The organism is Bacillus sp. 11C, assembly GCF_055486375.1.
The window spans coordinates 73,084-97,726 of sequence record NZ_JBUPVZ010000010.1; the positions used below are offsets into that span (position 1 = coordinate 73,084).

At 46.5% G+C, this 24,643-nt stretch carries 22 protein-coding genes and 1 pseudogene; 10 read left to right on the forward strand and 13 right to left on the reverse strand.

Going from position 1 to position 24,643, the window contains the following annotated elements:
* Nucleotides 1–21: 21 nt before the first annotated feature.
* A complete protein-coding gene (locus ACY3LV_RS14815) occupies nucleotides 22–885 on the reverse strand; it encodes a DNA-3-methyladenine glycosylase (protein ID WP_333562149.1) in 864 nt (287 codons plus the stop codon).
* 116 nt (nucleotides 886–1,001) lie between these two features.
* Between ACY3LV_RS14815 and corA the strand changes: the two genes are divergently transcribed.
* The gene (gene corA, locus ACY3LV_RS14820) at nucleotides 1,002–1,961 is read left to right on the forward strand and encodes a magnesium/cobalt transporter CorA (RefSeq protein ID WP_464864064.1); all 960 of its coding nucleotides are present in this window, start codon (nucleotides 1,002–1,004) and stop codon (nucleotides 1,959–1,961) included.
* 101 nt (nucleotides 1,962–2,062) lie between these two features.
* Nucleotides 2,063–2,923: an NAD(P)-dependent oxidoreductase gene (locus ACY3LV_RS14825; RefSeq protein WP_289346692.1), complete on the forward strand. Its 861-nt coding sequence runs from the start codon at nucleotides 2,063–2,065 to the stop codon at nucleotides 2,921–2,923.
* Between the two features lie 35 nt (nucleotides 2,924–2,958).
* Here ACY3LV_RS14825 and pdaA read toward each other — a convergent pair whose 3' ends face one another.
* Entirely contained in the window at nucleotides 2,959–3,750 is a 792-nt protein-coding gene (gene pdaA / locus ACY3LV_RS14830; RefSeq protein WP_464864065.1) for a delta-lactam-biosynthetic de-N-acetylase, read from the reverse strand.
* 101 nt (nucleotides 3,751–3,851) lie between these two features.
* Entirely contained in the window at nucleotides 3,852–4,037 is a 186-nt protein-coding gene (locus ACY3LV_RS14835; RefSeq protein ID WP_087992562.1) for an SE1561 family protein, read from the reverse strand.
* Nucleotides 4,038–4,182: 145 nt separating this feature from the next.
* Here ACY3LV_RS14835 and yfkAB point away from each other — a divergent pair, with 145 nt between their 5' ends.
* Together yfkAB and mscC are read left to right on the forward strand one after the other, a co-directional pair.
* Nucleotides 4,183–5,304, forward strand: a complete 1,122-nt coding sequence (yfkAB, locus tag ACY3LV_RS14840; protein ID WP_148963617.1) for a radical SAM/CxCxxxxC motif protein YfkAB — start codon at nucleotides 4,183–4,185, stop codon at nucleotides 5,302–5,304.
* Nucleotides 5,305–6,147, forward strand: a complete 843-nt coding sequence (gene mscC, locus ACY3LV_RS14845; RefSeq protein WP_148963616.1) for a mechanosensitive ion channel protein MscC — start codon at nucleotides 5,305–5,307, stop codon at nucleotides 6,145–6,147.
* Between the two features lie 42 nt (nucleotides 6,148–6,189).
* Here the strand turns inward: mscC and ACY3LV_RS14850 are convergent, their stop codons facing one another.
* Both ACY3LV_RS14850 and cax read right to left on the reverse strand, forming a co-directional pair.
* The gene (locus ACY3LV_RS14850) at nucleotides 6,190–6,984 is read right to left on the reverse strand and encodes a YfkD famly protein (protein WP_202328286.1); all 795 of its coding nucleotides are present in this window, start codon (nucleotides 6,982–6,984) and stop codon (nucleotides 6,190–6,192) included.
* Nucleotides 6,985–7,054: 70 nt separating this feature from the next.
* Complete coding sequence (gene cax, locus ACY3LV_RS14855) at nucleotides 7,055–8,113, reverse strand: calcium/proton exchanger (protein ID WP_148963614.1); 1,059 nt, start codon at nucleotides 8,111–8,113, stop codon at nucleotides 7,055–7,057.
* A gap of 168 nt (nucleotides 8,114–8,281) precedes the next feature.
* Between cax and ACY3LV_RS14860 the strand changes: the two genes are divergently transcribed.
* Entirely contained in the window at nucleotides 8,282–9,457 is a 1,176-nt protein-coding gene (locus ACY3LV_RS14860) for an MFS transporter (protein WP_333562106.1), read from the forward strand.
* A gap of 192 nt (nucleotides 9,458–9,649) precedes the next feature.
* Here the strand turns inward: ACY3LV_RS14860 and ACY3LV_RS14865 are convergent, their stop codons facing one another.
* The 3 genes from ACY3LV_RS14865 to yfkJ are packed head-to-tail and all read right to left on the reverse strand — an operon-like array spanning nucleotide 9,650 to nucleotide 11,309.
* Entirely contained in the window at nucleotides 9,650–10,477 is an 828-nt protein-coding gene (locus ACY3LV_RS14865) for a YihY family inner membrane protein (protein ID WP_333562105.1), read from the reverse strand.
* Nucleotides 10,478–10,500: 23 nt separating this feature from the next.
* Nucleotides 10,501–10,821: a hypothetical protein gene (locus ACY3LV_RS14870; protein ID WP_087992555.1), complete on the reverse strand. Its 321-nt coding sequence runs from the start codon at nucleotides 10,819–10,821 to the stop codon at nucleotides 10,501–10,503.
* Nucleotides 10,822–10,838: 17 nt separating this feature from the next.
* Nucleotides 10,839–11,309 (reverse strand): protein-tyrosine-phosphatase, encoded by a 471-nt coding sequence (gene yfkJ / locus ACY3LV_RS14875; RefSeq protein ID WP_148963611.1) that lies wholly within the window; start codon nucleotides 11,307–11,309, stop codon nucleotides 10,839–10,841.
* 203 nt (nucleotides 11,310–11,512) lie between these two features.
* Here yfkJ and ACY3LV_RS14880 point away from each other — a divergent pair, with 203 nt between their 5' ends.
* Complete coding sequence (locus tag ACY3LV_RS14880) at nucleotides 11,513–11,728, forward strand: DUF1128 domain-containing protein (RefSeq protein WP_010330293.1); 216 nt, start codon at nucleotides 11,513–11,515, stop codon at nucleotides 11,726–11,728.
* A gap of 234 nt (nucleotides 11,729–11,962) precedes the next feature.
* Nucleotides 11,963–13,165 (forward strand): MFS transporter, encoded by a 1,203-nt coding sequence (locus ACY3LV_RS14885; RefSeq protein WP_464864066.1) that lies wholly within the window; start codon nucleotides 11,963–11,965, stop codon nucleotides 13,163–13,165.
* Nucleotides 13,166–13,202: 37 nt separating this feature from the next.
* On the opposite strand, the gene yfkM is transcribed toward ACY3LV_RS14885, so the two are convergent.
* Nucleotides 13,203–13,721 (reverse strand): general stress protein 18, encoded by a 519-nt coding sequence (yfkM, locus tag ACY3LV_RS14890; protein WP_464864067.1) that lies wholly within the window; start codon nucleotides 13,719–13,721, stop codon nucleotides 13,203–13,205.
* A gap of 243 nt (nucleotides 13,722–13,964) precedes the next feature.
* On the opposite strand from yfkM, the gene ACY3LV_RS14895 reads away from it, so the two are divergent.
* Nucleotides 13,965–18,344 (forward strand): multifunctional 2',3'-cyclic-nucleotide 2'-phosphodiesterase/3'-nucleotidase/5'-nucleotidase, encoded by a 4,380-nt coding sequence (locus ACY3LV_RS14895; RefSeq protein WP_464864068.1) that lies wholly within the window; start codon nucleotides 13,965–13,967, stop codon nucleotides 18,342–18,344.
* Nucleotides 18,345–18,379: 35 nt separating this feature from the next.
* Here the strand turns inward: ACY3LV_RS14895 and ACY3LV_RS14900 are convergent, their stop codons facing one another.
* The 4 genes from ACY3LV_RS14900 to treP all read right to left on the reverse strand — a co-directional run bounded on the left by ACY3LV_RS14900 (nucleotide 18,380) and on the right by treP (nucleotide 23,094).
* Nucleotides 18,380–19,045 (reverse strand): NAD(P)H-dependent oxidoreductase, encoded by a 666-nt coding sequence (locus tag ACY3LV_RS14900; protein ID WP_464864069.1) that lies wholly within the window; start codon nucleotides 19,043–19,045, stop codon nucleotides 18,380–18,382.
* Nucleotides 19,046–19,184: 139 nt separating this feature from the next.
* Entirely contained in the window at nucleotides 19,185–19,901 is a 717-nt protein-coding gene (gene treR / locus ACY3LV_RS14905) for a trehalose operon repressor (RefSeq protein ID WP_464864070.1), read from the reverse strand.
* A 20-nt stretch (nucleotides 19,902–19,921) separates the two neighbouring features.
* Nucleotides 19,922–21,610 carry an alpha,alpha-phosphotrehalase gene (gene treC / locus ACY3LV_RS14910; protein WP_464864071.1) on the reverse strand — a complete coding sequence of 563 codons (1,689 nt, stop codon included), beginning with the start codon at nucleotides 21,608–21,610 and terminating at the stop codon, nucleotides 19,922–19,924.
* 71 nt (nucleotides 21,611–21,681) lie between these two features.
* Entirely contained in the window at nucleotides 21,682–23,094 is a 1,413-nt protein-coding gene (treP, locus tag ACY3LV_RS14915; protein WP_464864072.1) for a PTS system trehalose-specific EIIBC component, read from the reverse strand.
* Between the two features lie 195 nt (nucleotides 23,095–23,289).
* On the opposite strand from treP, the pseudogene ACY3LV_RS14920 reads away from it, so the two are divergent.
* Both ACY3LV_RS14920 and ACY3LV_RS14925 read left to right on the forward strand, forming a co-directional pair.
* Nucleotides 23,290–24,087: pseudogene (locus ACY3LV_RS14920) on the forward strand (spore germination protein); the annotation flags it as partial.
* A gap of 15 nt (nucleotides 24,088–24,102) precedes the next feature.
* Nucleotides 24,103–24,576, forward strand: a complete 474-nt coding sequence (locus ACY3LV_RS14925) for a GerAB/ArcD/ProY family transporter (protein ID WP_464864081.1) — start codon at nucleotides 24,103–24,105, stop codon at nucleotides 24,574–24,576.
* The last annotated feature ends 67 nt before the right edge of the window (nucleotides 24,577–24,643 follow it).

Below are 24,643 nucleotides of genomic sequence, written 5' to 3' on the forward strand. Positions count from 1 at the left end.
GCCGAAAAGGCAGCCGTTTTTCTATTCGATACTCCTCCACAAATACAAAGACGCATAGCTTAAATAAGGCTCCCACTCCTTGCTCATTGCCAGCATGACATCCTTTGCCGGCTTATCGTCCAGTTGAAAATGGCGTTTGATCGCATTTTGGAGTCCAATATCGGCAAGCGGGAACAAATTAGGTCGCCCAAGCCCGAACATGAGGACGTTTTGCACGGTCCACGGGCCGATGCCCCTGATTTTGACCAGTTTCTTCATGATGTCTTCATCTGTCATCTGCGGCAGCTTCGACAAGTCGAGTGTGCCTTCAGCGATCATCCTTGACGTATCAATGGCGTATTCTGCTTTCCTCATGCTGAATTGCAGATCGCGCAGATCCTGATAATCGAGTTCCGCAATCGTTTCCGGCGTTGGATAGCACCACACGCCGTCCTTCTGTTCGCCAAACGCATGAACAAACCGTTCGGTTAACGTATAAGCGAAGGAAAGATTCAGCTGCTGGTGGATGATGCATTTCATGATGCAGTTGTACACGCTGTAGTCCAGTACAAGCGGCGTGCCTGCATGCTCTTCAAAAATGGCGGACAGACTCGTTTTCGAAAAATGATCGAGAACGTGCTGCAGATCATGTTCCCATTGAAAAATCCGCTTGATTTCCTTCATCATCTCTTCCTGATCCGTTTCCCCGCTGACGAGAAACCCAGGCTCATCCGCATGGCCCAACGCCTGTACCTTCACAATGCACACGTCTCCCGCTTGGTTTCTGATCGGCACGCGTATTTCCCGCGCTTCTTTATCCGCCGCATTGAGAGGGTCTAAAGACAGTCTGTCCAACACGCGGTCAAAATGGTACGGAGGCGTGACAGATACGTTTTCCTTCCACATGCAATCCACCCTTTTTCCGTTTTTTGTCCAGTATAACACGCCGCTTGAAATAGGCAGAACACCGTATACTTTTCTCATAAAGGCCGCATGATATAATGGCAGGTGGAGGGTTGTTTATGATCAACATTACGGCAATTACAACAGAGCATCAGCTGCTGAAAAATATACCGATCGAACGAGTGGAACAGCCTGATATTGCGTGGTACTGGGTTGATTTATACGGCCCGGAGGATACAGAAACGGCATTATTGAGAGATTTTTTTCATTTTCATCCGCTTGCCATTGAGGATTGCTTCCAGCATATGCAGCGGCCGAAGCTTGATCATTATGACGGCTATCGCTTTTACGTGATTCATGCGCTGAATAAAGAAACGCTGGAGACGGAGGAAGTGGATATCTTTCAAGGCGAAAGATTTGTCGTCACCTTTCATTTACACGAAACGCCCGGGATCGCCAAAGTCCGGGAGCGTTTGTATGCTTCACCAGACCTATTCAAAAAAGGACCTGGGCATATCTCTTATATGATCATGGATCAGCTTGTTGATGAATATTTTCCTCTCGTATACAAAATTGAAGACCGGCTGAACGAGATTGAAGAAAGCCGGCCCCACAAAACATATGGAACACTGATGAATGAGGTGTTTGATCTGAGGACGGATCTTTTGCATCTGAGACGGACGGTTATTCCGATGCGTGATTTGCTCTATCGGATTTTAACCCTTGATCATGTGAAAGAGCATCAGGAAACGAAAGCCTATTTCAGCGACATATACGATCATTTGTTAAAATTATCTGAGATTGTGGAATCCAACCGTGACATGACGTCCGACTTGCGCGACAGCTATGTGACACTGAATACAAACCGGATGAATGCGATTATGATGACACTGACGATCGTGTCGACCATTTTTATCCCGCTCACCTTTATTGCCGGTGTGTACGGGATGAACTTCGACTACATGCCCGAGCTTCATTGGGATTACGGATATTTCGTCGTGCTCGGCCTGATGGCTGCGCTTGTGATCGGGATGCTGATATGGTTTGTACATAAAGGATGGTTCAACATATTTAAATGAGGACAGCGTAAAGCTGTTCTTTTTTATATTGGCAAGCCGCTTTTCATGCATATGATGTTCAATTTGTTTATAATGGAAAAAATGTTCAGGGAGAGATCAGATTGAAAATTGCTGTTATCGGACTCGGCAATATGGGACAGCCCATTGCCCGAAACGTGCTTCAGGAAGGCTATGAATTGACTGTTTATAATCGGACGAAACAAAAGACGAAGGAATTTGTAACAGAAGGTGCACAGGCAGCTGACACGCCGCGACAGGCGGCAGAGTCCGCTGATATTGTCATAACGATGCTTTCAGATGACGATTCTGTCAGCGCCGTGACATTCGGAGAAGACGGGCTGATTGCCGGATTAGCAGAGAACGGCATCCACATTTCAATGAGCACAATCAGTGTCGAGTTCTCTGAAAAGCTCGCAGCGGCTCATGCGGAAAAAGGACAATCCTTCCTCGCCGCTCCAGTACTCGGAAGACCGGATGCGGCCGCCAAAGCCGCGCTCCGCATCATAACAGCCGGGCCGGCGGAAGCGAAGCAAACCGCCAAGCCTCTGCTTGACAGCCTGAGCCAGCAGGTATTTGACGTTGGCGAAGAAAGCAAGACGGCAAACGCGGCCAAAATCAGCATCAATTTCTTGCTCGTGTCTATGCTGGAGGCGTTATCTGAATCATTCTTAATGATGGAGAAGTACGGCTTAGAACAAAAACAATTTTTAGAAATCGCCAGCGCTCTCTTTGGCTCTCCTGTCTATCAAAATTACGGAACCATCATGGCTGAGCAGAAATTTGAGCCTGCCGGTTTCAAAATGTCTTTAGGACTGAAGGATACCAACCTGGCACTTGCCGCCGCTGAACAGGTTTCTGCACACCTCCCTCTCGCTGAGCTGGCCAAGAGCCATTTTGAAAGCGGGATTGAAAAAGGCTTTGGAGATCTGGATTGGGCCGCACTTATTAAATGTATCAAATAAGAAGAAGCCTCTCCGTTCATGGAGAGGCTTTCTCGTTACAAGGACGGCAGCTTCATTTCTTTCTCAAACATCAAATCATCAATACTTTTAAATGTGTAGCCTTGTTTTTTCAGGTCTGTGATCGCATCATCCAGTGCTTCGGCATTGTCCTTCGATACGGTGTGAAGCAGGTAAATGGCCCCTGGGTGCGCCTGCTTGATCATATGATCGTAGGCATATTTCTTCCCCTTTTGGTTTTTGATTTTCCAATCAACAAAAGCGACCGACCAGAAAATGGTTTGATAACCTAGGCGTTTCGTTTCTTTCAGCACGTATTCACTGAACACGCCGCGCGGCGGACGCAGATACAGGTTGTCCTGCTTTCCCGTAATTTTATAGACCTCTTCGTTGACTGAATCGAGTTCGTCCTGAATCTGGTCAGCTGTTTTTTTCGTCATATCCGGATGGTGAAACGAATGGTTGCCGATAATATGCCCTTCATCTGACATGCGCTTAATCAGCTCAGGCTGATCTTTTACGAAATGCCCTGTGACAAAAAATGTTCCTGTTACGCGGTGTTTTTTTAAGACATCAAGCACTTTTGGCGTATAGCCATTTTCGTAGCCATTATCAAACGTTAAGTAAATCGTTTTTTCCTTTGTATTGCCTAAATAAAACGCGTCATATTTTTCAATTAAACGGTTCAGCTGCTCCCCGGCATCAGACGGCTGATGATTGACACTTCGTTTAAAGCCCCAGTTAATCGGGTCATTCGGCACCGCTCTCGCCTGTACTGCTCCCCCGGCAAGCAAGACGGCGGCGCAGCATATTGAACACATCCACTTCATGGTCAGCGCTCCTTCTGCATTTTTTTATATTTTACAGAAAGGCGCTTCGTTTTATACTGACGCTTTATGTCAAAATAAAAAACCGCAGCGTGCGCGCGGTTTTATTCCCAGTCTTTTTTAAAGCGTTCGTATTTCGCTTCCAGGTCATCAAGCATGCTGATGAGTCTGTCTATATCTTCAACGTCAGTTGCTTCAGGGTCTAATGAATCAACGACGTTCATAAACATGTCGAGTCTGTTCTTTAAATAATCAAGCTGCTGATCCTTATTATTTACGGCGTTTCCCATTCTGTTCCTCCATTCATTTTTTATTATGGTAGCTCATTTTTTGCCGTTTTTCAATCGCTGCGCTACTTGCGATCTTGACAAATCAGGTCTAAAATTAACTGTTGGCAGCATTAGTATGCCCCATTTATAAAGGAGTTAGATAGTCATGACACAAAACACGAAGCTGCGCCCGATCACACCCGAGTTTGATCCTTGGGAAGCCTATATGGATGTTGAACAGTATGGAGACATGCAGCTGACAAACGTTGAATTCACAACAACGACACTGTGCAATATGAGATGCGAGCATTGCGCTGTAGGCTATACATTGCAGCCTAAAGACCCGAATGCTCTGCCAATAGACCTCCTGTTAAAACGGCTGGAGGAAATTCCGCGTCTGAGATCCATCAGCATTACAGGCGGAGAGCCGATGCTTTCATTAAAATCAGTAAAGGAATATGTTGTTCCGTTATTAAAATACGCCCATGAGCGGGGCGTGCGGACGCAGATCAATTCCAACCTGACCCTTGATATTGATCGATACGAATGGATTATTCCGTATCTTGATGTCCTGCATATTTCGCATAACTGGGGTACAGTTGAAGATTTTGCTGAGATCGGCTTTGCCATGATGGACAGAAAACCGACCTTCGAACAGCGCGCGCGTTATTTTGAAAAAATGATCGAAAACAGCCGCACGCTCGTGGATGCTGGGGTTATGGTTTCTGCGGAAACGATGCTGAACAAACGCACACTTCCGCATATTGAGCATATTCACCGCCAAATCACAGAAGATATGAAATGTCAGCGTCACGAAGTCCATCCAATGTACCCGAGCGATTTCGCAAGCGCTCTTGAATCTCTCAGCCTGAAAGAGATGAGACAGTCCATTCACCGTTTGCTGGACATTCGTGATGAAAATACATGGATGCTGTTCGGGACACTGCCGTTTTATGCCTGCAGTTCGAACGAAGAGGATCAAAAGCTGCTTCACCGGCTTCGCGCCGCGAAAAACGTCACGGTGAGAAACGACCCTGACGGCCGTTCCCGCCTGAATGTGAACATTTTCGACGGAAACATTATCGTAACAGATTTCGGCGATACACCGCCGCTTGGCAATATCCAGACGGACAGCCTCCCTTCCGCCTATGAAAAATGGAGAGAGACCAAGCTTGCCAAAGAGCTGAATTGCCACTGCCCGAATGTCCGATGCCTCGGGCCGAATGTTCTCGTCAAAAACAGTTATTATCAGGATGCAGACTTCACAAAACGTCAAGCCAGGAGTTAGATGCGAATGGAAGAAACACTTACAGAGATTTTCCAGAATAAAATCGTCGATATTCTTCTCGTTGCTGTCATTCTGTGGATCGGTGTTTTTATCATCAACCGGCTGGTCCAGCTATTTTTTAAACGGACGGACTTCATTGAAGAAAGAAAAGAAAAAACAATTGAAAGCCTTATCCGTTCTGTCACCCAGTACACAGCGACAATCGCTTTTATCTTTTATGTTATGTCTTTATTTGTGCATGATTTCGGCAACATTTTAGCCGGGGCGGGTGTAGCCGGTATCGTCATCGGTTTTGGCGCCCAATCACTGATTAAGGATGTGCTGGCAGGTGTGTTTTTGATTTATGAACGTCAGCTGCACAAAGGCGATTATGTCACCGTCAACAATTTGTTTAACGGAACTGTTGAGGAAATCGGCCTTCGCTCGCTGCAAATCCGGGAATGGAGCGGGAAGCTGCTCACCATCAGCAACGGCGAAGTCAGGCAGATAGAGAACTATAATATTGATTTTATGCGGATTACCGAATCCTTTCTCATCAGCTTTAAAGAAGATCCGGACCGCGTGTATAGTGTATTAGAAGAGGCATGCGACACGCTGAATGAAGAGCTTCGGGATTCATTGAAGCTGAATGAATTCGGCAATCCGGCAGAACCCTTTCAAATACACGGGATCACCGCATTGAATCATATCAATCGCGGCGTCGAATTTACGGTAAAAGGCATGGTCAAAGATGACGATTATTTCAGCGCCAGCCTTGCAGCCAGACGGATTCTCGTTCGCCAGCTGTACCAAAACAATGTGCAAATGCTTGAAGAAGCGGTCAGAATCGAGAGAAAACAATAAACAAAAAAACTGATTCCACCTGAATGGAATCAGTTTTTTATTTTATCTTGGCTGCGAGGAAAGCTGAAAGCCAAATGTGACGTGGTCTTGAACCGGAATCCAAGCACCGATTCCCTGTGATGTAACATTTTTCACGACAAGTTTTCGTTTATTCCCTTTTAGCACTAAGTATACTTCTCCGTAAGTCACTTTTCCTTTTTCATTCACAGCCGGCGCATATGCGTTTAAATATCCAAGTTTCTTAGGAGCGACTTTATAAATTTGATCCCGCTTTGTACCCGCTCCGACGACCGTATCAAATGCCAGCGGAAGGTTCGTTTTCTTCATTGCTTTCAGCATCATCATGCTTTTAACATCTTCAGCATTTGGAACCTTAGCTGTCAGGCCGCCCTTCACTTTGTATTGCTGTTCCTGGGCATAGTGCATTTCAGCCGTTTCTTTTCCGCCGCGGTTATCAGCACGATTTGTATTGATTTTTTTATATTCCCAATTTGCGACTGTTTCGTTTGATTCATAGCCGAGCGCCCATTTCCCGAGAAAGATTGTCGCCCGGTAGCCGACCGCAAGCGGTGTGCCGGATATGTTGGATTCATTCAGCATTTTGATGAGGTGCGGGTTTTCAATCTTCACATCAGAATGATCGAGCAATTCCTTTGCAAGCTTGCTCGGCTGAAGCATCGGCTGATCCTGTGAAGCATTCGGATACGTGTTTTCCTTCGAGATGCTTGCGACAGAGTCAGGAACCTTAAACTGCTTTTTCGCGTGGATGGGCTGAACGCCGAAAAAACTAAAGAATAACAGCACAATAAGTGTGGAATGAAATAGCTTTTTCATCATATCACTCTTTCTATGGCATTTTCCCTTAGTCTTTTCAACCCGCTTTGTTGTTATCCATCATTTTTTCAAGTTAAAGAAGGAAAAAGCCGATTGCCATAATGACATAGGCGGCAAGCAGTGTCGCCCCTTCAAACCAGTTGGAATCGCCGTCATTCGAAATCGCGATCATCAAGAGAACCGATGATACCATCGCAACGAGCTCCGGCAATGTAAACACAAGCGGCATGCTTACCGGGAAAAAGATGGAACAGATCACAAGAACCGGTGCAACAAACATAGCAATCTGCAGCGTCGAACCAACCGCGATTTCAACCGCAACGTCCATTTTATTTTTATAGGCCATGATAATGGCTGATGCGTGCTCCGCGGCATTACCGACTATTGCCACGATGATAACCCCGATAAACAGCTCGCTCCAGCCGAACTGCTCAGCTACCGAGTGGAACGTGTGCACCAGGTTTTCGGATATGTATGCCACAGCAATCGTTGCCGCAAACAAGACAATTGTGGCAATTTTGCCCGACCATTCCGGCTCTTCCTCTTCCACATGCTGGGCGGAATTGTTCTTCGGCTGATAAACACCGCGGTGTGTGACAAGTTTAAAGTACAGAGCCGCCACATATAACAGCATCAAAATGATGCTGATGCCGATGCTTAAATTGAGCTTGCCCACGTTACCCATACCAACGGAAAATACCTCCGGAATCACAAAAGCGACAATAATGGCAAAAATCAAAAGACCGGAGTTATGGCGCGCATCATGAATATTAAACTCCTGCCGCTTATATTTTAAACCGCCGACAAAAAACGATAGCCCCGCCACCAGCAGCAGGTTCCCCAGCACTGAACCGGTTAAAGAGGCAAGCACGATTCCCGTCAAGCCTTCCTTCAGTGCAAATAAAGAGATGATTAACTCAACCGCATTCCCAAATGTGGCGTTCAACAAACCGCCGATCCGCGGGCCTGCGATGATGGACAATGATTCTGTCGCCCTTCCCATATAGCTAGCAAGCGCAATAATCGTTACGCAATACAAAGCAAAGAGAATAACAGAAGGCCAATGCATCAAACTGCCGATCACAGAAAGCGGAACACCCGCCGCCACTAAAATAAAAAAGATACGATTCATGGTGAATTGGCTCCTTTTATATGACTTGTTTTATTTGTATTCTTCACAAAAATCATCATGATTACACGAGGTCGCATGTTCACATGTGATATAGGCTTTTTTCAGGTTGCCCGCTTTTGGAAAACATTGTACGATCAACATAGATTCCACATAAGGAGAACAGACAAAATGTCACGATTTCATTTCTTTATCCTTGTCTTGCTCGTTTCCATTTCCGGGTTTTCCCAAGGCATGCTGCTGCCTGTCATCTCGATCATCTTTGAAACAAATGGTGAATCGGCCGCTATCAACGGCCTGCACGCCACGGGACTGTACATCGGCGTGCTTTTGGCTTCACCGTTTATGGAAGCGCCGCTCAGAAAGCTCGGATTTAAGCCGCTGATCGTCATTGGCGGAAGCATTGTCATTTTAAGCTTATTTGGATTTATATGGCTTCAGTCGGTTTGGATCTGGTTCCTGCTCCGCCTGTTTATCGGAATCGGTGACCACATGCTTCACTTTTCTACGCAAACGTGGGTGACTTCCATGTCATCAAAAGAAAATCGCGGAAGGAACCTGTCTGTTTACGGACTTTCCTTCGGCCTTGGCTTTGCCGCGGGTCCGTTCATGGTTCCGCTTGTCAAGCTGAGCCCGGCGCTGCCTTTTATCGTGTCCGGCTGCTTCAGCCTGTTTGCGTGGCTTTTTGTTTTCTTTCTACAAAATGCATACCCGCAAACCAGTCCTTACGAAACCAAATCAGACAATAGTTTCAGGCGGTTTTATCAAGCGATCCTGTTTGGATGGGTTGCCTTTATGCCCACATTCGGTTACGGCTTTCTCGAGACGGCGCTAAACGGAAGCTTTCCGGTATACGCGCTCCGGCTGGGGATCTCTGTGGACGCAGTGGCGCTGATCCTGCCCGCATTTGCGATCGGAAGCATTATTTTTCAGTTTCCGCTCGGCATCCTCAGCGATAAATACGGGCGGCGGAATGTCCTGCTTGTGATTTTGCTGACAGGGGCGCTTTGCTTTTTGATCGCCGGCGTATTCCCTTTGCCTTACGTGATCGGATGCTGCTTTTTTATGGCGGGAATGGCAGTTGGCTCAACCTTTACACTTGGCATCAGCTATATGACAGATCTTCTTCCGTCCCACCTGCTGCCGGCAGGGAACCTGCTTTGCGGCATTACATTCAGCCTCGGCAGCATCCTCGGCCCGATTGCCGGCGGCTGGTATATGCAGACATTTGATAGCGCAAACTTGTTTTATTTTATTACCCTCACGCTTAGCTGTGTCTGGCTTGCTCTTGTGCTGGGCAAACCGAAAAGCTGGTCGCCAGCCGAAACCTATTCTTCATCTTCTTAATCAAAAAGCCTCCTGACATGGTGTCAGGAGGCTTTTATGCTAATGATAGCCGTTTTGCCCGTTGGCGCTTCCGCTTGTTTTATGGCTCGGTTTGCTTTTCGAATTTTGTTTGTTATGGCTTCCGCCTTTTTGCTTGCTCATCACGTTGGCCCCCCTATATCTTTTTGAACCGAAGTTCATTTATAGGATGCGCTAATGATAGGGATTTTCATCAGGAAGCTTTTTACGTTTATGTAAAAGAGCGTTGATTTCTCCCCCTAAGATAATTAAAATGCCGCTCAAGTAAAACCAAATCATCAGGACGATGATTCCCCCGATACTCCCATACGTGGCGCTGAAGTTCGCAAACGTGCTGACGTAAAATGAAAACAGGGTGCTGACAACGATCCAGCCAATGGCCGCAAACACCGCACCCGGCATGACAAACCGGAGGGACAGTTTTTTGTTCGGCGCGATGATATACAGGGCGGAAAAAACGATCAGCAGCACAAGCGGACTGACACCCCAGCGCACTGCAGACCAAACGGATAAAAACAGATCCGACGCGCCGACGAAGTCTGAAGCGAGCACCCCGATCTGCCGGCCGAATACCGGCAGAAGCAAGGCCACTAAAATCGTAAATACCATGGCAATCGTCAAAAAAATTGAGGTTAGACGAACGATGATAAAAGAGCGGTTTTCATCCACTTCATACGCGTGGTTTAGCGATCGGACGATGGCGTTCATTCCATTAGACGCAGACCACAAAGCCGCGATAATCCCGAATGACAGCAAACCGCCATTTCGGTTGTTTAAGGTTTGTTGGGTAATGGATTCAACGAGGGACATCGCACTGGCGGGTGCATATTGTTTGACAACTCCCAGAACATCATCGGTAGAAATCGGAAGATACGCGGTGAGCGTCAGCATAAAAATCAAAAACGGAAACAATGACAAAAGAAAAAAATACGCCAGCTCCGCTGATTTGCTCGGCCCCTCATGAAGGGTGTATCTGCTGAAAAGCTCTTTCAAAAAATTCATGTCGCCTCACCTCGCATATTTGATCATTTTTTTGTAAAATGCTCTTTCGTTTCTTGCACAAGCTCCATCACTTGCGGCGTTGTTTTCTTCAGCTCTTTCACCTGCTGATTGACAAACCCGACTTCATTTGACAAGGATTGGGCCAGCTTTTTGGCCTCATCCATCTTTGTGCTGACCGTGTTTTTCAACAGCTCCGGATTGCTTTTGTACAGTGAAAGCTTATGCTTGCATGTCAGCCATCTCATGCCGCATGCCTGTCTTGTCGGCTTATGGAGCAGCGATAACGCCGCGCCTGCCGCAGCTCCGAGAAAAATACCTTTCAGCATTAAACGTTCGTTGTTCATGCAAATTCTCCTTTCACTCACAATTGTTTTTCTTTTTGAATGGATGCAAGCAGCTGCTCACAGCCCGACTTGATTAATTGGCAGACCTCTTCAAAATTTCCTGTGTAGTAAGGATCGGGAACATCGGCAAGATCTGAATCTTCAACGTAGTCCAAGAGCCTTTTGATATGCGAGGTGTTCTTAAAACCCGCCATGCTTCTGAGGCTCCCGATATTTTCTGCGTCCATCGCAATGATGTAATCAAAATCGGCCAAATCCTGTTCGCTGACTTGACGTGCAAGCATGCCCTCAAAGTTGATTCCTTCTCTCTGCAATATCTCCTGTGTTCCTTCATGCGGCGGATTGCCGATGTGCCAGCCGCCGATACCGGCTGAGTCCGTCTTGATTTTCTCCTCAAATCCTTTTTTAGCTGCCAGGTCCCGAAAAATCGCTTCTGCCATCGGAGACCGGCAAATATTTCCTAAACAAACAAATAACACGCTTATCATGTTGTGCAACCTCCCTATTCTTTGCCCATATTTCTCTAAAAAAAAACCTTCATGAATATCTTAGTAGGATGTTCATTTTCTTTTCAACTGATGACTTCACTTTTTTGAAATCAAAAGCTTGCTCTTAGAAGAGGGTTTTTTTCTGATTGAATTCTGTTAGAATAAAACATACCGAATATCGCATAAAGAAAGGATGGAACCATTTGTCCAGCCCAAATACAGAAACATTGACTCAAATGATTGAAGAGATTTCCCAAAAACTGAACATGCTGAACGTCGGCGTGATCAAAGCGGAGGATTTCAGTGATGAAAAGATAGAAGACCTCACGTACCTTCACAGCATGGTGATGAAAAAAGAATCATTCAGCCCTAGTGAAATGCAGGCGATAGCTCAAGAACTCGCCTCGCTTCGTAAATAATTGAGACTGGCCGGAAACCCGGCGAGTCTTTTTTATCATTGGCGAACACAGCTGATCGGATGATTGCAGCACCGAGCGGTTAAAAAGCAGGTTATAAGGACTTGGGCCTGATCAAAGCGGGTGAAGAAGGCTGCCACATGATGAACACAGCCGGCATGCCGGCTGTTCGCTTTCCTCGGTAAAGAAATCCATATTAATGAAAGTGTTCGAATAAGATTTGAAGGAGTACAAGCCATGAAAACGACATCTATCAAAACAGCCTCCGGAATGTATATCAACTACTTCTTTCTGGGAATGGTCAACATTATTCTCGCATCCAATATGTCCTCCTTAACAAAACAGTGGAATACCGACCCGACCGGCATTAGTTATGTCATTGCCGCTATCGGGTTCGGCAAGCTGCTGACCTACGGCATTTCCGGCGTGTTATCAGATAAAATCGGCAGAAAGCCGCTTGTTGTCGCTTCCGCGGGAATCATGGCCGTCTTTTTAGTCGGTATTCCTTTATCACCGAGCTATGAACTGGCGTTTGTGTTCGCCTTATTAGCCGGAGTCGCAAATTCAGCGATGGATGCCGGAACATATCCGGCCCTGACCGAGCTCTTCCCGGCTGCTCCCGGCTCGGCAAATGTTCTGGTCAAAGCCTTTATGTCTCTGGGGGCCGCACTTTTGCCGCTTTTGATCACATTTTTAGCAGACCACCGCATGTCTTACGGATTTACTTTTTATCTCCCGGCTGCCGTCTATGTACTGAATATCGTTTATTTATCAACGCTTTCGTTTCCTAAGAAACAGAAAAAACCAAATAACAGCGGCCAACAGGAAGCTCCCGCTTTCTTGTCTGAACCCGTTTTTCGGAAAGAAGGCACCGCCCTGATTATGATCGGTTTTACATCAACAGCTTTATTTACGGTTTCTCAAATCTGGCTTCCGAGCTACGCGCAAAAAGCAGCCGGTTTAGCTGAATCAGCTTCCGTGCAATTGCTGAGCTATTATAGTGTTGGATCTCTGGCATCCGTTTTATTATTAGCCCTTTTGCTGAACAGATGGGTAAAGCCAGTCATGATTACGCTCTTGTATCCGGTTATTACTTTATGTACGCTTGCGGTCATGCTGACGGTTCATGTGCCGGTTGTGCTGGACATCACCGCCTTTTTCTTAGGCTTTTCAACAGCGGGTGTGTTTCAAATCACCATTACATTAATGACAGAGCTTTTCTGGAAGCGAAAAGGAACCGTTACCGGAATTGTAGCGAGCGCTTCAAGCCTCGCGTCGATTTTGCTGCCGATTGCCACAGGGCTTATCGCAAAAGCGGGAGGCATCGCCCATATCTTTATGTTCGACTTCTGTATTGCGGTTATCGGAACAGCAGCAGCCTCCTTCTTGTATTACAGATACAAGAAACTGACGGGCGCTTCGGCAGCTGCCAAGCTGTAATCAACAAAAAACGGACGCCCGCAGGCGTCCGTTTTTCTTATTTCTCAAGCAATGCCAACGATTCACGATTAAATGCCGGAATATCATCCGGTGTGCGGCTAGTGACCAATTGCCCTTGGCAAACAACCACTTCCTTGTCCACAACGTCGGCACCCGCGTTTTCCATGTCAACAAGAATGGACGTATAGCCTGTCGCTTTTCGGCCATCGAGCGCTTTCGCGTTGATTAAGAGCTGCGGGCCGTGGCAAATGGCGAATACCGGTTTTTTGTCAGTCATAAACGATTTCGTAAACTGAACGAAACGGTCATCGGCGCGAAGCTGATCTGGTGAAAATCCTCCTGGAATCAACAGCGCGTCAAAGTCTGAAGGGTTTACGTCATCAATGGACGCGTCAACTGCCACTTCCGCGTTCCCCTGCTTGCCTTTTACGGTTTTGCCTTTTTCATTTTCGATGACAGTCAGTTCATGTCCCGCATCTTTAAAGGCTTTCGCAGGTTCATTGTATTCGCTGTCCTCAAAATAATCTGTCAAAACAACTGCAATTTTTTTCCCCATTTTCATAACCTCCCGTTTAATCTGTCTACATAAAACACTCTTCCCCAGCCACACTAAAATAAACATTTTCTCAAGACCCGACAAACAATAAGCATAAATACCCGGCATTTGTCGTTTGACGATATTACATAATACTCATTTTTCTCCCTTTTACAATAATCATAAAGAAACACCTACAAATGATTACAAAATATTCTTACAATAGTAGTTGTAACACAAATTTCGTTGAAAGGTGGAGAACTGGTGAGAATACAGAAAAGACGAACATACGTCGGTAACATTCTCCGTATTCTTTTGCCCCCTATTATGATACTTAGCCTAATCCTCCCAACACCACCCATTCATGCAGAAGAAAGCGCGGCTCCTCAGGTACAACTGAGTATTTTGGCCACGACTGATATTCATGCCAACATGATGGATTACGATTACTACAGCGACAAAGAAACGACGGATTTCGGGCTGGCAAGAACGGCACAGCTGATCCAAAAGCACCGCCAGCAAAACCCCAATACCCTGCTTGTGGATAACGGAGACTTGATTCAAGGGAATCCGCTTGGAGAATACGCGGTGAAGTATGAAAAAGACGACATTATTTCCGGCGCGAAAACCCACCCGATTATCAGTGTCATGAATGCGCTGGAATATGACGCCGGCACACTGGGCAATCATGAATTCAACTACGGGCTCGACTTTCTCGACGGCACGATGAAAGGAGCCGATTTCCCGATTGTAAATGCAAATGTCAAAACAACAAGCGGGGAAAACCGTTATACGCCGTATGTCATTACAGATAAAACCGTCACTGACGAAAACGGCCAGGAGCAAAAAATAAAGGTCGGCTACATAGGCTTCGTTCCGCCGCAAATTATGACATGGGACAAAAAGCATCTCGAAGGTCAGGTGCAAGTGCAGGATATCGTAGAATCCGCCAATGAAACGATCCCGAAAATGAAGGCGGAAGGCGCGGATGTCATTATCGCCCTCGCCCACAGCGGCATTGAAAAGCAAGCCCAATCGTCAGGCGCGGAAAATGCTGTATTTGACCTAGCCACCAAAACAAAAGGCATTGACGCGATCATCTCCGGCCATCAGCATGGACTCTTCCCTTCCGCCGAGTATGCAGGCGCTGCCCAATTCGATGTTGAAAAAGGCACAATCAACGGCATTCCAGTCGTCATGCCAAGCAGCTGGGGCAAATACTTGGGCATAATTGACCTTAAACTCAAAAAGACGGACGGCTCATGGAAGGTAGCAGATTCGAAGGCCAGTGTTGAATCTATCGCAAGCACCGTCACATCCGGAAATGAAACCGTCACAAACACCATCAAGCAAACGCATCAAAACACACTGGAGTATGTTAGAAAACCAGTCGGCAAAACAGAAGCCGATATTAACAGCTTCTTCGCTCAGGTCAAAGATGACCCTTCCATTCAGATCGTGACAGACGCGCAAAAATGGTACGCCGAAAAAGAAATGAAGGATACCGAGTACAAAGACCTCCCGGTTTTATCCGCTGGAGCGCCGTTTAAAGCAGGCGGCAGAAACGGAGCCAATTACTATACGAATATTCCGGCCGGAGATCTCGCCATTAAAAACGTCGGTGATTTGTATCTTTACGATAATACCGTTCAGATCGTCAAGCTGACAGGAAACGAGGTCAAGGACTGGCTTGAGATGTCAGCAGGCCAATTCAATCTGATTGATCCGTCAAAAGGCGGCGATCAAGCCTTACTGAATGAGAATTTCCGCTCTTATAATTTTGACGTGATTGACGGCGTCACATATCAGGTCGATGTCACAAAACCAGCGAAATACGATGAGAACGGAAAAGTTATCAACGCGGGCTCGTCCCGAATCATCAACCTTTCCTATGAAGGCAAGCCCATCAGCACGAATCAGGAATTTCTCGTCGTCACCAATAATTATCGTGCGTCCGGAGGCGGCGGTTTCCCTCACCTGACAAGCGATAAAATCGTCCACGGCTCCGCGGTTGAAAACAGGCAGGTGCTGATGGATTACATTATTGAACAGAAAACAGTCAATCCAAAAGCGGACAACAATTGGTCAATCGCGGCTGTTTCCGGCACGAATTTGACGTTTGAGTCCTCACTTTTGGCCAAACCATTTGCGGATAAAGCAGACGATGTCGCTTATGTAGGCGAGTCTGCGAATGAAGGCTATGGTGTATACAAGCTGCAATTCGACGATGATTCAAATCCCGAGCCCCCTAAGGACGGACTGTGGGATCTGACTGTGATGCACACCAATGATACGCATGCCCACCTCGATGACGCGGCGAGACGAATGACGAAAATCAACGAAGTGCGAAACGAAACAGACCGCAATATTCTCCTTGATGCGGGAGATGTGTTTTCCGGCGATCTGTATTTCACAAAATGGAACGGTTTAGCCGATTTGAAATTGATGAACATGATGGGCTATGACGCCATGACCTTTGGAAACCATGAATTTGATAAAGGCCCGACAGTGCTTTCTGATTTTCTCAGCGGAAACAGCGCAACAGTCGATCCGGCGAACCGCTATCACTTTGAAGCGCCTGAATTTCCGGTCGTCAGCGCAAACGTAGATGTGTCAAACGAACCTAAGCTGACTTCATATGTCAAAAAGCCTCAAACCTTTACGGCAGGTGAAAAGAAAGAGCCCGGCATCCACCCTTACATTCTGTTAGATGTTGACGGTGAGAAAGTCGCTGTATTCGGACTGACAACGGAAGATACAGCCACTACATCAAGTCCGGGCAAAAGCATCGTATTTCATGACGCGTTTGAAACAGCGCAAAACACTGTCAAAACGATTCAGGAAGAAGAAAAAGCAAATAAAATTATCGCTTTAACCCATATCGGGCATAACCGTGATCTTGAGCTGGCCAAAAAAGTAAAAGGCATTGACTTGATCATCGGCGGACACACCCACACCCTCGTAGACAAAATGGAAGTCGTGAACAATGAAGAGCCGACGATCGTGGCGCAGGCAAAAGAATACGGTGAATATTTGGGACGCGTCGATGTCGTGTTTGATGAAAACGGCGTTGTGCAAACAGACAAATCAAATCTGAGCGTGTTGCCAATTGATGAACATACAGAAGAAAACGCAGAGGCAAAAAAAGAGCTTGATCAGTTCAAACATGAATTAGAGGACATCAAAAAGGAAAAAGTCGGCTACACGGATGTAGCGCTTGACGGCCAGCGTGAGCATGTGCGCACAAAGGAAACGAACCTCGGAAACTTCATCGCGGACGGCATGCTGGCAAAAGCGAAAGAAGCAGCTGGCGCCAGAATAGCGATCACAAATGGCGGCGGCATCAGAGCTGGCATTGACAAAGGCGATATCACACTCGGCGAGGTGCTGAACGTCATGCCGTTCGGCAACACGCTTTACGTGGCCGACTTAACCGGAAAACAAATTAAAGAAGCCCTTGAACAAGGATTGAGCAATGTGGAAAACGGAGGCGGCGCCTTCCCTCAGGTGGCCGGAATCCAATATACGTTTACATTAAACAAGGAACCCGGACACCGAGTTCTTGAAGTCAAACTCGAATTACCTAACGGAGACACGGTTAATCTCGATTCCGATAAGACCTACCGCGTGGCAACGAATAATTTTGTCGGCGCCGGAGGAGACGGATACTCTGTCTTTACGAAAGCATCCCATGGTGAGGACCTTGGTTACGTAGATTATGAGATTTTCACTGAACAGCTGAAAAAACTAGGAAACAAGGTATCTCCTAAAATCGAAGGACGAATCAAAGAAGTATTCCTGCCGACAAAACAGAAGGATGGCAGCTGGACACTCGATGAAGACAAATTTTCGATATATGCCAAAAATGCCAACACGCCGTTTGTCTATTATGAAACATCAGAAGGATCTCGGGAGAAGCCTATCAATCTTAAAGTAAAAGAAGATCAGGTCAAACTTTTGAAAGAAAGAGAGTCAGATCCTTCATTGACGGTATTCAACTATTGGTACAGCATGAAGCTGCCAATGGCGAACCTCAACACCGCAGACACTGCAATCGGCATCAAGTCAACGGGAGAATTGAATGTTTCACTTGCAGATGTATATGACTTTACAGTGAAACAAAAAGGAAAAGAAATAAAATCATTCAAGGAACCTGTTCAGCTATCGCTTCGCATGTTTGACATTGAAGAAGCCCATAACCCTGCTATTTACCACGTTGACCGGAAAAAGAAAACGTTCACCAAGACTGAAAAGGGTTCAGTCGACGATGATATCGTGACAGGATATACAACCCACTTCAGCGAATACACGATCTTAAATTCCGGTGCGAACAACAAACCGCCGGCATTCCCGTCCGATCAGCCGACAGGCGGTGATGACGGCAGCAATGGCGGAGGCTCTGACAAACCAGGCGGAAAACAGCCGCCTGACGGAAACGGAGGACATGATACACCTCCCGGCACTGACCCGACAAACGGATCAGGAGGAAACGGATCAGGTACGGACGGCCCGGCTGGCGGCCTGCTTCCGGACACAGCCACATCCATGTACTCGATCCTCTTGGCCGGATTTCTGATCAGCGCACTCGGAACAGCATTGTATTTACACCAGAGGAGAAAACAGAATAGAGCGAATCAGGCATAAAAAAAGAGCTGCTCGTCATCGAGCAGCTTTCTTTATTACACCCACTTCACAACATCTTCAACAGCCGATCTTGTTTTCGGGCGAGGGTCTCTTACGCGGTAGCCGAACGCCACCATCACAGAAATGTCGAAGCTTCCGTTTTCCAGAAGGCCTTCTTCTTCAAGAATACGGTGAATGTGATCATATTGGAAGCCTTCCACAGGGCAGGAATCAACACCGATTTGCGCAGCCGCAGTCATCATGTTGCCAAGTGCAATATACGTTTGTTTTGATGCCCAGTCAAACAGCGTTCTGTCACTTTCAAGCAAGTGCAAATCGTTTTTCTGGAACTCTTCCGTTTTGCTGAGATAGCCTTCGTACATGTCCTGAGGCATGTGTTTCACTTCTTGTAAATGCTGTTTGATGTAATCTGCATCATATTTGATATCCTTCGCTGTACGCGCAAGAATCAGGACGAAATGGCTTGCTGTCGGAAGCTGCTTTTGCGCGCCCCATGTGTATTCGCAAAGTTTCTCGCGGAATTCAGGATTTTGGACGACGACAAATTTCCAAGGCTCAAGGCCGAGTGAGCTCGGAGACAGTCTTCCTGTTTCTAAAATAAATTCAAAATCGCTGTCTGATACTTTTTTATTCGGGTCAAATTCCTTTGTCGCATGTCTGAAATTGTACGCATCCAGAATTTGTTTCTTTACATCTGCCATGTCAAACATCTCTCCTTTTGGTTACTCTCAACTCTATTGTAGCTGTTATTGCAAAAAGTAAAAGTACGCACATTTTTGTTGGATAGTATCAATTTTGATACCAAACAAAAAAGCGCGCTGCCGCAGGCAGGCGCCTTTCTCATTTTCCCCGCCGCGCAAAATCGATAAACCGGAATTTGTCCAGGCGGTGTCTGCTTTCCGTATATTGAAAGAGACTTGTATCCTCCAAAAAGACGTAGTTTCTCACCACGACCATATGGTCATAACCTCGTAAATCAAGCAGCTCCCTGTCCTCATCCGTACACGGCTCGGCTACAATTTCTTTTTGCGCATAACTGATCGAAAGACCGAGCTCTCCTTCTATATATTCATATATAGAGTTCTCGCATATTTCTTTCGTTAGGTGAGGCACATGCTTTCTGAAAAAGTAATCCTTGTCCAAAATCACATGTTCTCCGTCAATCTTTCTTGATCTGATGACTTCCCAGATGTCCTCATCCGAGTTAGCACGGAGCTGTTTTTGGATCAGCTCTGACGGAGGCCCCAGCCCGAATTTGTGTACAGTTGTTTTCGTTTCTTTGCCAAGCGTTTGCGCGAGCTCCTTGAAACTGACAAGGCCCGAGACGGGAAACTGCATTTTTTCGCGGTTGAGAACGACGGAGCCCTTCCCTCTGATTTTCTGGATATAGCCGTTTTGCGCAAGCATGTGAAGCGCCTTTCGGACCGTTTCTCTCGATGTATCGTACTGTGCGGTCAACTCATGTTCAGACGGAAGAATCTCCTCCGCTTTCCACCGGCCGCCTTCAATTTGCTGTGCGATGTCTTTATAAATTGTAATAAATTTATTCGCCTTCATTATGGACCACCCAGCTTAGTTTAACACGGTTTCGTTAAACGATAAACAATGGACTCATACGGACGGAGCGTCATGTTCTGCAGTCCTTCCCTCACATCATCGTTGGTCAACAGCACCTCTGCCTTCCACTCGCCAGGCACTAAAGAGTCCGGCATTGTAAAGGCTGCCTCAATCCCGTAAAAGTTATTGATCACGAGCAGCTTTTCATTGCTGCCGTGTCTGAGATATGCAAAAATGTTCGGATCATCCTTTGCGATTAACTCATACGTCCCCTCTGTCACAATGTCATACGTTTTTCGAATCTGGATCAGTTTTTGATAATGATAGAACACTGAGTTCTGATCCTTCAGCGCCGCTTCGGCATTGATTTCATGATAATTTCCGGCGACCGGTATCCATGGCGCGCCCGTTGTAAAACCGCCATTCGGCGTATCATCCCACTGGACAGGCGTTCTGGAGTTGTCTCGGGATTTCGCCTGTAAAATCGCTGTGATCTCTTGATCAGCCATCCCTTTTTCCTTAAAAGCGTGATACATGTTCAGTGATTCGACATCCCGATAGGAGCTGATGTCCGTAAACTTCGGATTCGTCATTCCCAGCTCCTCGCCCTGATAAATATAAGGCGTGCCCTGCATCATATGAATGGCGGCAGCGAGCATTTTCGCCGATTTCACCCTGTACGCGCCGTCATTTCCATATCTGGATACAACGCGCGGCTGATCGTGATTGCACCAGAACAGAGCGTTCCATCCCCCTCCAGCGTGCATCCCCGTCTGCCACTCGGATAAGATTTTCTTCAGCTTCAAAAAGTCAAACGGCGCCAAGGCCCATTTTTCACCGTTTGGATAGTCGACCTTGAGATGATGGAAGCTGAACGTCATATCAAGTTCTTTATTGGCAGGATTTGTATACCGGATGCAATGGTCTACGGTCGTTGAAGACATCTCGCCGACCGTCATACTGTCATAATGCGAAAACACCTTTTCGTTCATTTCATGCAGATATTCGTGCACCCGCGGCCCGTCAGTGTAAAAGGAACGGCCATCGCCGCCGCCTTCCGCATTCGGAAAGCGCTGATCTTTAGAGATCAGGTTAATGACATCAAGCCTGAAGCCGTCTATTCCCTTTTCAAACCAAAAATGCATCATGTCATAGATATGCTTTCTGACCTCTTCATTTTCCCAATTCAAATCAGCCTGCGTCACATCAAACAGGTGCAAATAGTATTGGCCCGATGCTTCATCAAGCTCCCATGCGGAGCCGCCGAATTTCGATTCCCAGTTTGTCGGAACAGAACCGTTTTCCTGCGGGGTTTTCCATATATAAAAATCACGGTACGGGCTGTCTTTTGACGAAATCGCCTCTTGAAACCATTTGTGCTCTGTTGATGTATGATTGACGACAAGATCCATGACGACTTTCAGGCCCCTTTGATGGGCTTCGGACAGTAACCGCTCAAAATCCTCCATCGTCCCATATTCAGGATAAATCGAGTAATAATCACGTATATCGTACCCATTATCATGCTGCGGGGAATCATAAATCGGTGTCAGCCAAAGCACATCCACCTGAAGTGTTTTTAAGTAATCAAGCTTTTCAATAATGCCGTTCAGATCGCCGACACCGTTCCCCGTCGTATCGTTAAAGCTTTTCGGATAAATTTGATAGACCACAGCTTTTTTCCACCATGTTGTTTGTTCTGTTTTCATCTGTCTCCACCACCGTTTTATAGAATAAAAACGGGAAAAGGGAACGTTAAAACACATCCCGCTCCCATTCGTTATTTATGTTTGAATCTTGCATACGCGTATGTTCCGGCAAACGGCACGATCAATACCATCGCCATCCCGATTGCAAACGCGCCCCAGTACTGGCTCATGATTGAGAAAATCCCCGGCACGCCGCCGACACCGACGGAGCTTGCCAGCACCCCTTGAGTAGAAATATACATACCGGCGATCCCGGAGCTGATCATCGCAATGATAAACGGGAATCTGTATCGCAAATTCACCCCGAAGATGGCAGGTTCTGTAATGCCGAGATAAGCAGAAATCCCTGATGTGAGGGATAGGCCTTTTTGTTTCTCATCCTTCACGATAAACATCATAGCCAGCGCAGCCGAACCTTGTGCGACATTAGAAAGCGCTAACATCGGCCATAAAAATGTACCTCCGAGTTTTGAGCCGATGAGCTGCAGGTCGACTGCAAGGAACGTGTGATGCATGCCGGTAATTACGAGCGCCGAGTAGAAACCGCCATATAACAAACCGCCCACTGCGGCAAAAGAGCCGAACACCGAGATAAGCCCTGAAGTCAGCACGTTTCCGATCGCAAATGTAACCGGGCCGATGATGATAAAAGAGGCAAAACCTGTGACGAGAAGCGTAATCGGCGCGACAACGAGCAGCTGTATGCCTTCAGGTGTCCTTTTTGTTAAAAACACCTCGATTTTCGCCAGCATATAAGAAGCAAGCAAAATCGGGAGCACCTGTCCCTGATAGCCGACTTTCTGCACCTCAAGGCCGAACAAATTCCATACCGGAATCTTTCCGCTTTGTTCTGCAGCGCCATATCCCCACGCATTCAACAAATCAGGATGTACGAGCATCACGCCGAGCACAATGCCAAGCAGCGGGTTGCCGCCGAACCGTTTGACCGCTGACCAGCCGATTAACGCAGGCAGAAACGTAAAGGCCGTTCCCGCAATCAGGTTAATCATATTAGCAAGATCCGCCCACTGCGGATAGACCTGCACAATCGATTTTGTGCTGAAGAAAATGCCTTGCGCCGTTAAAATGTTATTGATCCCCATCAAGAGACCAGCCGTGACAATCGCAGGCAATATCGGAATGAAAATATCTGCAAGCGTTTTCACAGCACGCTGCAAAGGATTCATATTGTTTTCTGAAGCCTTCTTCACTTCGTCCTTTGTTGATTCGCCAATCCCCGTTTCCTTGACCAATTCTGCATATACTTTGTTGACCGTTCCCTGGCCGATCACGACCTGAAATTGCCCGTTTGTTGAAAACGATCCCTTTACAATGTCAATTTGATCAAGCACTTCTTGGTCAACTTTGCTTTCATCTATCAATGCAAAACGCAAACGTGTAACACAATGAGTTGCCGCTGCAATATTTTCGGCGCCGCCGACTGCTTCGACAATCTGCCGTGTCGATGTGTTCAGTTCCCCCATGCCAACCCCTCCGTATCCGTTTTTTATAACTTGTATATACAACTTATGATTATATTGTATTCCTGTATATACATGTAGTCAACAACTTTTTATAGCGCTTTCATCCCAGACTGAGAATATCTGAAACAGACAAGGTTACCCTAAAAGTCACAAGCACTTGTTGAATTAGACATTGAAAAAGCAGGGTGAGCCTCTATGAATAAACGCGAAAAAGCGCTTCAGCTCATCAAAGAGCTTGAAGACAATCAGGACAGACCGGTCTCTCCGAATTTGAAGGAAAACCTCGATCATCTGGCCTTATGAACAGAAGGCTGCTCAGACATCGTAATTAGGCAATTTGACTTCGAAAACGGGCTGTGCGGGTTTATTGTTTATATTGAAGGAATTGTAAAATCTGAACAAATACAGGACAACGCCCTCCGTCCTTTCTTGAGGCATCTGACAGATCAAATAGATGAACATGAGGAAGCGCTGCAAAACACTCTATCGATATCAAACGTAGCGGCAGAAACGAGTGTAAGCAAAGTGGCTGAATCCATCATTGAGGGAAACGCGGTTTTGTTTGCAGACGGGCATTCAAAATGCCTGATCTTAAAAATAAAAGGCGGTCAAAGAAGAAGCATTGAGGAACCGATCACAGAATCGATCATCAGAGGATTAAGAGAGGGCTTCACTGAAAGCCTCAGGGTCAGTACCGCTCTTGTGCGCTTTCGCGTCAAAACGCTTCAGCTAAAAATGATCTCTTTTAAAATCATTGCCTTGGCCTATATTGACGGGATTGCTGATCCAAAGGTCATTGACAAAGTGAAAAAAAAGAATCAAAAACATCAAGATTGATGCCGTGTTAGAAAGCGGATATATTGAAGAGTTTATCAAAGACGACACGTACTCGCCTTTCCACAGCTGCAATACACAGAAAGACCCGATACCGTCGCCGCCCAGCTTCTAGAAGGCCGATTTATCATTTTTCTGTTTTCTTTCTATTTCCTGTTAATCAACGCTCATGATATGCGTTTTTTCATCAATCTGATTCATATTTTATTTCTCCCGAACACCATGGCCGTTCTTGGCGGCGTCATTATTTTTGCAGCGATCTGTATTGCCAGAGAAGGAAAAGAAACGTTGACCAGAATGGCGCAGATTTTTTTAGTCCCATTCGGCACCTTGGCCTTGTTCCTTCCGTTTACGCTTGCCGCACAAATTGAGCTGCAAAATGTACCACCGGTCTTTGAAGGACCGATCCAATACCTCCAATCAGGTTTTGATGCCTTTGGGACGATGGAGGTATTGATCATCCTTCCGCTTCTCTTCTCAAGCCGAAGCATCCCGCTAAAACACACCATTATCGCCATGCTGTTGGGGGCTTTATTGCTAGCGGCGATGTTACTTTCTTCAATTTCCGTCTTCGGTCCGAACTTGATATCGTCCTTTTTTGATCCGGCGTATATGGTATCAAGCAGATCCGCATCACAGATTTTTTAGACCGTTCAGATCTCATCATCGCAGCCTTGCGGATCCCCATCATTATGGTGAAAATCGCAGGTAGTAT

Bases quoted from the DNA above. Each gene is read 5' to 3' on its own strand.
- ACY3LV_RS14885 (WP_464864066.1), top strand. From the start codon at position 11,963: ATGAAAACGACATCTATCAAAACAGCCTCCGGAATGTATATCAACTAC.
- corA (WP_464864064.1), top strand. From the start codon at position 1,002: ATGATCAACATTACGGCAATTACAACAGAGCATCAGCTGCTGAAAAAT.
- treC (WP_464864071.1), bottom strand. From the start codon at position 21,610: ATGAAAACAGAACAAACAACATGGTGGAAAAAAGCTGTGGTCTATCAA.
- ACY3LV_RS14865 (WP_333562105.1), bottom strand. From the start codon at position 10,477: ATGAATTTTTTGAAAGAGCTTTTCAGCAGATACACCCTTCATGAGGGG.
- ACY3LV_RS14925 (WP_464864081.1), top strand. From the start codon at position 24,103: ATGCGTTTTTTCATCAATCTGATTCATATTTTATTTCTCCCGAACACC.
- yfkJ (WP_148963611.1), bottom strand. From the start codon at position 11,309: ATGATAAGCGTGTTATTTGTTTGTTTAGGAAATATTTGCCGGTCTCCG.
- cax (WP_148963614.1), bottom strand. From the start codon at position 8,113: ATGAATCGTATCTTTTTTATTTTAGTGGCGGCGGGTGTTCCGCTTTCT.
- ACY3LV_RS14850 (WP_202328286.1), bottom strand. From the start codon at position 6,984: ATGATGAAAAAGCTATTTCATTCCACACTTATTGTGCTGTTATTCTTT.
- yfkAB (WP_148963617.1), top strand. From the start codon at position 4,183: ATGACACAAAACACGAAGCTGCGCCCGATCACACCCGAGTTTGATCCT.
- ACY3LV_RS14815 (WP_333562149.1), bottom strand. From the start codon at position 885: ATGTGGAAGGAAAACGTATCTGTCACGCCTCCGTACCATTTTGACCGC.
- yfkM (WP_464864067.1), bottom strand. From the start codon at position 13,721: ATGGGGAAAAAAATTGCAGTTGTTTTGACAGATTATTTTGAGGACAGC.
- ACY3LV_RS14900 (WP_464864069.1), bottom strand. From the start codon at position 19,045: ATGGCAGATGTAAAGAAACAAATTCTGGATGCGTACAATTTCAGACAT.
- treP (WP_464864072.1), bottom strand. From the start codon at position 23,094: ATGGGGGAACTGAACACATCGACACGGCAGATTGTCGAAGCAGTCGGC.
- ACY3LV_RS14860 (WP_333562106.1), top strand. From the start codon at position 8,282: ATGTCACGATTTCATTTCTTTATCCTTGTCTTGCTCGTTTCCATTTCC.
- ACY3LV_RS14870 (WP_087992555.1), bottom strand. From the start codon at position 10,821: ATGAACAACGAACGTTTAATGCTGAAAGGTATTTTTCTCGGAGCTGCG.
- mscC (WP_148963616.1), top strand. From the start codon at position 5,305: ATGCGAATGGAAGAAACACTTACAGAGATTTTCCAGAATAAAATCGTC.
- ACY3LV_RS14835 (WP_087992562.1), bottom strand. From the start codon at position 4,037: ATGGGAAACGCCGTAAATAATAAGGATCAGCAGCTTGATTATTTAAAG.
- treR (WP_464864070.1), bottom strand. From the start codon at position 19,901: ATGAAGGCGAATAAATTTATTACAATTTATAAAGACATCGCACAGCAA.
- pdaA (WP_464864065.1), bottom strand. From the start codon at position 3,750: ATGAAGTGGATGTGTTCAATATGCTGCGCCGCCGTCTTGCTTGCCGGG.